This window comes from Neobacillus drentensis (assembly GCF_036962765.1).
Classification (GTDB): Bacteria; Bacillota; Bacilli; order Bacillales; family Cytobacillaceae; genus Neobacillus; species Neobacillus drentensis_C.
Genome location: NZ_JBALOS010000002.1, coordinates 66,178 through 74,535 on the forward strand (window position 1 = coordinate 66,178; position 8,358 = coordinate 74,535).

The 8,358-nt window shown below is 43.9% G+C and carries 9 protein-coding genes; 6 read left to right on the plus strand and 3 right to left on the minus strand.

What is annotated here, in order from left to right; all coding sequences use genetic code 11:
• The first annotated feature begins 244 nt into the window (after nucleotides 1–244).
• Complete coding sequence (locus V7137_RS00680; protein ID WP_335455664.1) at nucleotides 245–619, plus strand: DUF423 domain-containing protein; 375 nt, start codon at nucleotides 245–247, stop codon at nucleotides 617–619.
• Nucleotides 620–716: 97 nt separating this feature from the next.
• On the opposite strand, the gene gerQ is transcribed toward V7137_RS00680, so the two are convergent.
• Complete coding sequence (gene gerQ, locus V7137_RS00685; protein WP_335455667.1) at nucleotides 717–1,193, minus strand: spore coat protein GerQ; 477 nt, start codon at nucleotides 1,191–1,193, stop codon at nucleotides 717–719.
• 371 nt (nucleotides 1,194–1,564) lie between these two features.
• Nucleotides 1,565–2,308: a hydrogen peroxide-dependent heme synthase gene (gene hemQ / locus V7137_RS00690; RefSeq protein ID WP_335455670.1), complete on the minus strand. Its 744-nt coding sequence runs from the start codon at nucleotides 2,306–2,308 to the stop codon at nucleotides 1,565–1,567.
• A 258-nt stretch (nucleotides 2,309–2,566) separates the two neighbouring features.
• Between hemQ and pta the strand changes: the two genes are divergently transcribed.
• Together pta and V7137_RS00700 are read left to right on the plus strand one after the other, a co-directional pair.
• Nucleotides 2,567–3,538, plus strand: a complete 972-nt coding sequence (pta, locus tag V7137_RS00695) for a phosphate acetyltransferase (RefSeq protein ID WP_335455674.1) — start codon at nucleotides 2,567–2,569, stop codon at nucleotides 3,536–3,538.
• A gap of 197 nt (nucleotides 3,539–3,735) precedes the next feature.
• The gene (locus V7137_RS00700; protein WP_335455677.1) at nucleotides 3,736–4,566 is read left to right on the plus strand and encodes a lipoate--protein ligase family protein; all 831 of its coding nucleotides are present in this window, start codon (nucleotides 3,736–3,738) and stop codon (nucleotides 4,564–4,566) included.
• Between the two features lie 363 nt (nucleotides 4,567–4,929).
• Here V7137_RS00700 and V7137_RS00705 read toward each other — a convergent pair whose 3' ends face one another.
• Nucleotides 4,930–5,715 (minus strand): RsfA family transcriptional regulator, encoded by a 786-nt coding sequence (locus tag V7137_RS00705; protein ID WP_335455680.1) that lies wholly within the window; start codon nucleotides 5,713–5,715, stop codon nucleotides 4,930–4,932.
• A gap of 274 nt (nucleotides 5,716–5,989) precedes the next feature.
• Here V7137_RS00705 and V7137_RS00710 point away from each other — a divergent pair, with 274 nt between their 5' ends.
• The 3 genes from V7137_RS00710 to V7137_RS00720 all read left to right on the plus strand — a co-directional run bounded on the left by V7137_RS00710 (nucleotide 5,990) and on the right by V7137_RS00720 (nucleotide 8,244).
• Nucleotides 5,990–6,211, plus strand: coding sequence for a DUF1450 domain-containing protein (locus tag V7137_RS00710; protein ID WP_066248771.1), 222 nt, complete (start codon nucleotides 5,990–5,992; stop codon nucleotides 6,209–6,211).
• Nucleotides 6,212–6,381: 170 nt separating this feature from the next.
• A complete protein-coding gene (locus tag V7137_RS00715) occupies nucleotides 6,382–7,680 on the plus strand; it encodes an HD domain-containing protein (protein WP_335455683.1) in 1,299 nt (432 codons plus the stop codon).
• A 60-nt stretch (nucleotides 7,681–7,740) separates the two neighbouring features.
• Nucleotides 7,741–8,244: a YwgA family protein gene (locus V7137_RS00720; RefSeq protein ID WP_335455686.1), complete on the plus strand. Its 504-nt coding sequence runs from the start codon at nucleotides 7,741–7,743 to the stop codon at nucleotides 8,242–8,244.
• The last annotated feature ends 114 nt before the right edge of the window (nucleotides 8,245–8,358 follow it).

The following is an 8,358-nucleotide window of genomic DNA, read 5'->3' on the forward strand; positions in this document are numbered from 1 at the left end:
GGCATCTTTTCGTAAGAACATTTGCGAAAATTACCTAGAAACTTGGTAAATGTCCCACATTAAATTCAAAAGCAACAAAGTTTACGAAAAGAGCCTTAATAAAAAAGCGAAAGCGCCAGTCTCAGCCCCGACCAGCTTAAGACGAGCGTTTTAGAAGGCGCTTTTTGCCTTCTGATGTGATTGGCTTATGACCTCGAGGGGCTTGGCGCTGTAGCTAGACTATAACAGTAGGGAGAGATTTTACATGAAAGCATTTATTATTGTTGGTGCCATCAACGCCTTTATGGCGGTTGCACTTGGGGCCTTTGGTGCCCATGGATTAAAAGATAAACTAGATGCACATTATTTGGATATTTGGAAAACGGGTGTTACCTATCAAATGTTCCACGCAATCGGGATTTTGGTAGTGGGTCTCCTAATTGGCAAGGTTGCAGCTGCCAGCCCGCAATTCACCTGGTCCGGATGGCTCATGCTGGCGGGAATTATTTTATTCAGTGGCAGTCTGTATGTGCTTAGCTTAACTAAGATAGGCATTCTAGGGGCGATCACTCCGATTGGCGGGGTCTGTTTCTTAGCCGCATGGATCCTAATGATAGTCGGAGCGGTGAAACATCTGTAATCGAAAGGAAGGCATTGGGGGGTGCTCCCAATGTCTTTTTTATACATCTAAAAAATAAACACCAATTGATGGTCAATTGGTGTTTTCTTTAAATCGTTTATCTTGGCGGGTAAGTAGCTACTGGCGGAGCACTGCCATATGGATATTCATACTCGATTTCTTCTGGAAATTGAATGTAATCGACAGCAACCATTGGGATAAGCCAACGGGTCCCGACTTGTGGGTCGCTTAAGATCACATGGTCTCTTCCTGCCGCTTCAATAATCCCTTTAAATTCTTTCGCATTCCATTGACTATTGCCTTCGAAGGTGGCAAACACACTGGCCATTTTCCCTTTATTTAAGCGTAAAATATTTTCGATGTAGGACTGCTCAATTGGCAGCTGGCCTGGAGCCATCCCAGCAGGCGCGCCTGCTGCTGACCCGGAAAAGGCTGGTGGAGATTGTGGGAATCCTTGTGCTCCAGGTGCTGGATAAAAACTTTGCCCGGCCCCAGGCATCCCTTGGGTTCGCTGCTGTTGCCCCGCGTCTCCGGGATAAGGCTGAAATCCCTGTGGATTGTAGTATTGATTCATCTTTTTCCCTCCTAAAAAGTGAATAAAACGAGTGGCCCAACAAACTATTCATACTCCCTTCCTCCCAAATATGTTCCAATGGGGGAAAATAAACTTTTTTGCTTTTGAGAGTAGTGGAGTTTTTTCTAAGACTCGCTGTTTAAATAGTATGAGCACAAGGAGAGGAATATGACTAGCTAATAAGGGAGAAACAGCAAAAAAAGTCCCCAGCCGAAGCTGGAGACTTTTTGAATGTTAAAGTTAATCTACGTTCCAGGCGCGAGACTCCTGCGGGAAAAGCGCATCAAGTGAGACCCCGCAGGCGCTAGTACCGAGGAGGTTCCTGGACCGCGAAGTGCCTGGAACGAAAATCAACAGCCCAAATTTAACATTTACACATGAAGGAAACTAGCCACACGTTCTTCCTCTAAGATGTTACCAACAAAGAACGAGCCGAATTCTCCGTATCTAGCACTAACTTCATCAAAACGCATTTCATAAACAAGCTTTTTAAATTGAAGGACTTCGTCGGCAAACAGGGTTACGCCCCATTCATAATCGTCAAAGCCAACAGAACCAGTGATGATTTGCTTTACTTTTCCAGCATATGTACGACCAATCATTCCATGGCTGCGCATTAAACCACGGCGCTCTTCCATCGGCAGCATGTACCAGTTATCGTTACCCTGGCGGCGCTTATCCATTGGATAGAAGCAGACATGCTTTGCTTTCGGCAATGTTGGATATAAACGGGCTAAAATTTGTGGATTTTGGTATGGGTCCTCACCCGCAGGTAAATAGTTACTTAGCTCCACAACCGACACGTAAGAATGGGCAGGTACTGTGAATTCAGCCAATCTTGTTTTATTGAATTCGGTTTCAATTTGGTTCAGTTCTTCCATAGTTGGACGCAGAATCATCATCATAAAATCTGCTTTTTGACCAACAATTGTATATAAAGCATGGCTGCCTTCTTTACGTTCCTGTGTGGCATTCCACTTCTCAACTAGACTTAAAAACTCATGGATGGCGGCTTGGCGCTCATCACTAGGGAGCATTTTCCAAGTTGTCCAATCAACGGTACGGAAATCATGGAGGCAATACCAGCCATCAAGCGTTACTGCTGCTTCACTCATTATAATCACTCCTAAATAATCATTCTTCTTATTGACAATCTTTACTATAACATAGTTTGACCCAGTGGCGCGCGAATAAACCTTCCTAAACAAACCAATGGATATTTTTAATGAAAAAAGTAAATAGTAAAACCTAGAGTGCAATTTTTTGAAAACATAAACTTTTTTATGAAAACGTTTATCTGTGAGTGTTATCATTGAAATTTAAAAAAGGTTAAGTATGCTAATTAAGTAGGTTTATTAAGGGAGGATTTAGTTGTGAGTGATTTATTTGAAGGATTAAAGCAAAAAATTTCTGGTCGTGATTTAAGAATTGTTTTTCCAGAAGGATTAGACGAGCGGATTGTCAGAGCTGCAGGCCGTTTGGCAGCGGAAAAATTAATGACACCGATTTTGATTGGCAATATCGAGCAAGTGCAGGCGAAAGCAGCAGAGCTTGGTGTTTCCTTAGATGATGCAGAAATTTATGATCCTGCTAGCTATGCGGGCATGGACGAGCTTGTATCTGCCTTTGTTGACCGCCGCAAAGGGAAAGCAACCGAAGAGGATGCACGCAAAATTTTGCTTGATGGAAACTACTTTGGCACGATGCTTGTTTATTTAAATAAAGCACACGGCCTTGTCAGCGGTGCAGTTCACTCCACTGCGGATACAGTGCGCCCTGCCTTGCAGATCATTAAGACAAAAGAAGGCGTGAAGAAAACGTCTGGTGTATTCATCATGGTTCGTGAGGATGAAAAGTATGTGTTCGCCGATTGTGCGATTAATATTGCACCGGACAGCAATGACTTAGCCGAAATTGCCATTGAAAGTGCGAAAACAGCTCATATGTTTGATATGGAACCGCGCATTGCGATGCTCAGCTTTTCGACGAAGGGTTCGGCAAAGTCGCCTGAAACGGAACGAGTGGCTGGGGCTGTGGCAGAAGCGAAGCGTCGTGACCCATCCCTTGTGTTAGACGGAGAATTCCAGTTTGATGCAGCCTTTGTTCCATCAGTGGCAAAAAGTAAGGCACCAGACTCACCGCTTCAAGGTGATGCCAACGTCTTTATTTTCCCTAGCCTTGAAGCAGGCAACATCGGCTACAAAATTGCACAGCGTTTAGGCAACTTTGAAGCCGTTGGACCGATCCTGCAGGGCTTAAATGCGCCGGTAAATGATTTATCACGCGGCTGTAATGAAGAAGACGTCTACAAGCTGGCGTTAATTACGGCAGCACAAGGAATATAAGAGTTTGGGAGGGCCGGTCCATTGTTGTGGTGGACTGGCCTGTTTTGGTTTTATTTTTCAAAAAATGCATTATAATTCTGGCACTTTGTAAAATTATCATGATTTTCGTAAATAAAGTATTATACTTTGTATAATAACTACCGAAATCTGTATAATTTCTAGTAAAAATCCTATCAATTCAGTAAGGAGTCACCCAAATGGAAGGATTACTGCGTCAGCCGCAATGGCGAATCATTGATCAATCAGCGGCGGGCATTCATTTTCAAGCGTTGCAATCGTTTGGAACCGATGATACCCTCTGTGCCTCAGTCGGGTCGGGTCAAGCACCTGCCACAGCGAGAACATGGGTTCATCATAATACCATCGTCCTCGGCATCCAGGATACCAAATTGCCATTTTTACAAGCAGGGATTGACTTCCTGCAGGCGCAAGGCTATCAAACAATTGTCAGAAACTCCGGCGGTCTCGCTGTCGTCCTCGATGAAGGGGTCCTCAATCTTTCATTAATTTTTCCTGAAGCGGAAAAAGGAATCGATATTAATCGTGGCTATGAGGCGATGTGGCAGCTCATACAGAATATGTTTGCGGATTTTCCGCACGAGATTGAGGCGCGGGAAATTGTCGGTTCTTATTGCCCGGGAAGTTACGACCTGAGCATTGCAGGGAAAAAGTTTGCCGGTATCTCCCAACGCCGCCTTAAAAGAGGGGTTGCTGTTCAGATTTATCTATGTGTGAATGGCAGTGGCGCGCAACGGGCCGAGCTAGTAAAGGAATTTTACAAACTAGCAAAACAAGATGAAGAGACCAAATTTGCTTATCCGGAAATTGTCCCCGAAGTCATGGCCTCGCTCGCGGAAATGCTCGGGACGGAGCTCACCATCTCCGACGTGATGTTTCGTCTATTAAACCAGTTAAAGGAGAGTAGCGAGCTATTATATGCCGGCCCATTAAACGAGTACGAACTGGAGCTATTTCCAGGTTATTATCAGCGGGTAATCGATCGCAATGAAAGAATCGCCGCCATGTAAAAAGCCGCAAATCCCATTGGAGTGGATTTACGGCTTTTTTTCAAAGAGATGTTGCGCTTATGCTCTTCTCCCATGCTTTCAATCAATTTACTGTCTAGCTACAGCACCTAAGGGCTCGGGGTCATAAGCTTATCTAGTTTCGGCTCCTTGGGACTCGAGTCATAAGCCCCCCCTGAAGAAGGTAAAAAGCGCCTTCTTGCAGGGTGCGTCTTATGCCTTCGTCCCAGGACAGTCGCCTCCACATTTAATTCAATCCGTCCTGAAGGTTAAAAAAGCAACCTTCATGCCGGCTCGTCTTATGCCTGTCGCCCCTAGAAAAAATGAACTACTTTTTTCCCTAAGCTAGGCGCTTCCGCTTTTCTTTTACTCAGCTACTTTCTCTAAATTCCCATTTCGGTCCATTTTGAATTTAGTAGCTGGTCTTTCTTCTTCTTCAAATAAAACAAGCTTGCGGGCGCGGTTCATGATCTTCATTAAGGTCTCGTAATCTTCTTGAATGGTCTCAGTATTTTGCTCTAGACCTTCGATTTTCGCAGCCATTTCTTTATTTTGTCGTCTTAATTCTGCCAGTTCTCTTTTTAATCTTTCATTCTCACTTTTTAATGCTTCATTTTGCAGATTGGCATGATGAAAGTTTTGCAAGTAAGTAATGACGGAATCAAGCGAAAGTCCTCCGGTATTTGCTGGGCGGTACGTTTGGACTGGTCTTTGAACCTGTGGCTGTGCTTGAACGGGCTCTTGTGATTGTAACGAAGCAGCAGGATTTACATATGTTTCCTCCGCCATCTCTGCCGTCATATCTGGCATGTCAAAAGTCGTTTCTAGCGGCATCTCCACTTGTAATGGATCAAACTCCGCTGGAGATGCGAGCGGTGGACTATATAGCAGCTTTTTCTTGCCGCCTTGCTCTTTTCCTAACACTCTTTGTCTTTGTTTTCGTTGCTTTTTCGCTAATTGCAATGCTTTTTCGTAGCGGTGGCGGACGACGGCATTCCATCTGAACCCACACGCCGCAGAAGTACGATTTAGTTTATCGCCTACCTCTTCAAATGCATTTAGCTGCGTGCTTCCTTCTCTTACATGCCTTAGAACAGTTTCGGCTAAAAGTAAATCATTTTCATCTGTCCATGCATCTTGACGAACTTTCATATGTTCAACTCCCTTGTCTCGTTTTTGGATGAACCCGTCATTGCTTCTTGACGAGTTTTTAAAAGTTCTAGTCTTAGGATGGACAAGTTTAAGAACCTTTATACCAAAATGGTTGCAAGGATAGTAGATTTTTTTAACGAGTTTAGTAAAGATTGCAACTTGCATTCGAAAGCAAGAAAATGTAAAATACCAGAGGAGTTAATCGGATGTTTTAAGCTATCCAAGCTGGATAAAATATAGATATAGATTGTAACCAAAGAAAGGGTTGTCTTACATGTCCAATGAATTTCGCGTTTGCGATGATTGTCAGGCCGTGAATTTAAAGACATTGATCCCTCGGTTGAAAGAACTCGATCCGGATGCCGAAGTTAAAATTGGCTGCCAATCCTATTGCGGGCCTGGCCGGAAAAAGACCTTCGCCTTCGTTAATAACCGCCCCGTCGCGGCATTAACAGAAGAGGAATTAATGGAAAAAGTGAATAAGAAGATAAAATAGTCACCTCGGTCCCATGAACTCAGGTGATTTATTTTTCCCGTTCATGTCGAAAAATCGTGTAGAATTTTGCTGAAAATAGGGTGGTTTTTGGGATATAATAGAAATTATCAATGCAACGGGCATGAAGCTCTTAAGCGCCAGGAGCAAGTTTACGAGGAAGAGGGAAGTCTATGACATATTCGACGGAAAAACTTAGTGAAGAAAAAGTGTTTAAAGACCCCGTCCATCGCTACGTCCACGTACGTGACCTGGCCATCTGGGATTTAATCGGAACAAAAGAGTTTCAGCGCTTGCGCCGCATCAAACAGCTCGGAACGACATTTTTAACCTTTCACGGTGCAGAACACAGCCGCTTCAACCATTCTCTAGGTGTCTATGAAATTGTCCGCCGTATCATTGATGATGTGTTTGCGGGGAGACCGGAGTGGAATGATGACGATCGCTTGCTAACCCTATGTGCGGCCTTGCTTCACGACCTTGGACATGGTCCATTCTCCCATTCTTTTGAAAAAGTATTTGATTTCGATCATGAGGAGTTTACCCGGAAGATCATTTTGGGAAACACAGAGGTAAATAAGGTTCTCTTGCGGGTAGGTCCTGATTTTCCTGCAAAAGTAGCCGAAGTGATCGCAAAAACATCGGAGAAAAAGCTCGTCGTCAGTATGATTTCCAGTCAAATTGATGCCGACCGGATGGATTATTTGCAGCGCGATGCCTATTTTACCGGCGTCAGCTACGGTCAGTTTGATATGGAACGCATCCTTAGGGTAATGCGCCCTCGTGAAGATCAGGTGGTGATTAAGAAGAGCGGCATGCATGCGGTTGAAGATTATATTATGAGTCGCTACCAGATGTATTGGCAGGTTTATTTCCATCCAGTGTCGCGCAGTGCAGAGGTTATCTTGACAAAAATCCTCCACCGCGCCAAGCAGTTGTTTGAGGAAAACTATTCTTTTAAGTATGAACCGATCCACTTTACCTCCATTTTCACTGAAAAAGTAACCTTAGAAGACTATTTAAAATTAGATGAATCAGTGATTTTATATTATTTTCAAATTTGGCAGGAAGAAACAGACCCTGTTTTAAGCGATCTCTGCCGGCGGTTTGTCAATCGCAATCTATTCAAATTTGCTGAATTTGACCCAGCGAAAGAATACAAGAAGCTCGCTGAACTAGGTTCATTATTCAAAAAGGCAGGGCTGGATCCTGAATACTATTTGGTGGTCGATTCCTCGTCAGATCTTCCGTATGATTTCTATCGTCCCGGTGAAGAGGAGGAGCGGCTCCCGATTCATTTGCTGATGAATAATGGGGAATTGAAGGAACTTTCTCGAGAATCTGAGATTGTGGATGCGATTTCGGGGAAAAGAAGGACGGATCACAAGCTCTATTACCCCGCTGATTTTCTTCTTGATGACTCGGTTAAAAAGAATGTGAAGAGGCAAATCCGTGCTCTTTTAGAGTTATAGCACGATTGGTGCCTGACACCCAATAATGATCTGTTGAGATGGAGTAGGAGATGACGAACGTTGTTAAATGATCATGCGAAACTGATGCAGGCGGTTATGGTTTCCGGTGAGATTATCGGACGGAAGAAGCTGCAAAAGATGATATATATTGCGAAAAAGGTGGCATTTCCCTTTCAGGAGCGGTTCCAGTTTCATTTTTATGGCCCCTACTCAGAGGAATTGACATTACGGGTTGAGGAGCTATGCAATATGGGATTTCTCGATGAGGTGAAGGAGAAAAAGGGCGGGTATTACCAATACCGCTACACTCTAACGGAGCCGGGGAAAGAGTTTTTGAGTTTGAATGAGGTTGAGATGCCGTTTTTACAGGATTGCCTGGTTGACATGAATGAGCAGAATGCTAGATTCTTGGAGTTGGTTTCGACGGTTTTATATTTTGATAATCTTTCAAAAGAAGAAGTGACCAACAAGGTCTTTACGTTAAAGGCAAGCCAGCGCTATACGGAGTCGGAAATTGACGAGGCCTATCAATATATCGAATCGTTAAAGGCGAAAACACATTAATGGATTTGAAAACACCGTTTGGACCGCTGCGTGCGCAGGGCTGGGCGGTGTTTTTTTGTTGTGTTCTTCAGAGGTTGTCGGCTTCCGAAAGACACTTTTCCAGTTAGGATGAGG